This is a genomic window from Paenibacillus residui, from assembly GCF_042677205.1.
In the GTDB taxonomy this organism is placed as follows: Bacteria; Bacillota; Bacilli; order Paenibacillales; family NBRC-103111; genus Paenibacillus_L; species Paenibacillus_L residui.
Genome location: NZ_JBHTIU010000123.1, coordinates 1 through 1,385 on the forward strand (window position 1 = coordinate 1; position 1,385 = coordinate 1,385).

At 47.2% G+C, this 1,385-nt stretch carries 1 protein-coding gene; it reads right to left on the reverse strand.

Translation table 11 applies throughout. The annotated features are described in order from the left end of the window. The coding region (locus tag ACFQ03_RS25850) for an IS4 family transposase (protein WP_379291903.1) at positions 1-1,296 on the reverse strand (1,296 nt) is incomplete at its 3' end. Positions 1,297-1,385 lie beyond the last annotated feature (89 nt).

The window sequence follows — 1,385 nt, forward strand, 5'->3', positions numbered from 1 at the left end:
TTGTTGGAGTTGCGTTTGGATAAGTGATGTGATTCTTTTGCTCGCTTTCTTAGCTACGTTCTCAAGGATTTCAATGAGTTGTCCCAGAGCAACTGCCCAATCCAATTGACTAACTTCATCGCAGAGCAGGTGAAATAAGCCGCCCAAAGTGCGGTTGTCCGTACTTTGTCGGTGTTGCCATGCCAGCAATATGTATCGAGAGAAGACAATCGTAGTGTGACTGATGAGCAAATCGTAAGAACGACCTTGAAATTCCTTTTGCAGACGCAGCAACGATTTGGCACACTTAAAGAACACCTCAATGTCCCAGCGAATTCCGTAAATCCGGATGATCTCTTCTTCTGAGAGTGAAAGGTCGGTGCATAGAATGGCGAGCCATTCCTTTTTGTTCGAACGATGGCGTACAAAGACGATGATAACGGGAATCCCCGGAGACAGCTTGGTGCGGATGGAACGCAAGATGCCCTTGTTCTTTCCTTGAACGGGGAGGGCTTCGTAATAAAGCTCTTGTAGAGTTAATCGCCGCCCGCGGTCAAGATAGCGTTTCTTATCGGCTTTGACCATGCCGATCACATCCAGACCGCGACAAAGCATTGCTTGGATCAGCGGAGCATGCGTAAACCAACTATCCATAAGCACGTAGGAAGCTTGCACGCCAGCGGAAAACGCGCGATCGATCATGGCGGGGATGACCTCAGGAGCAGGCAAGAGAGCTTCCATCCGTCGCTTGTAGCCGGACGTTCGCTTATCGATCCCCTTCATGATGCCGTTTACTTGGGATTTGAGAGAAGCAAGCAAGGAAAAGTCAACGGGAATAAACGTATGGCCATCCGACCAACCAAGTGTGAGCATCCGAAATCCTTTGTAATAGCAGCCGGTCGCATGATCTTTAAACCTGGAAAGCAACTCGACCATCTTGCTGCGATTCCGCTCAAACATGGAATCGTCGACAACAAATACGGATACGCGGTCCGTTCCTGTAAGGGGCTGGACTTTACCGATGGTAGAGGAACTGAGCAAGGATAAGAACCGACGCCAAGCGTAGCCACTATGATTGAGAAAACGATAGACAGCGTCCTTGCCCGGAAACGATTCTCCCCTGTCGCTTTCCAGCAAACGAAACCAATTTTTGTGATGAAACAAGAGTACAAAGACAAGCTGGAATAAGAACGAGCATGTATAGCCGAATTTCTTCTTGAAGCCTGCTGTTCTCAAGTGTTGCAGCACTTTGAGTTCTTTGAAAGCCGGTTTAATCTCATTTGGAAGTTGATTATATGGTACGTTTTGATCTATCATGTAGAGGACACCTCTTCTATATGGTAGTGATTGCTGGATACTCTCACTTTACCAAATGAAGCGGTGTTTTTCTATTTACAACCTCAGTA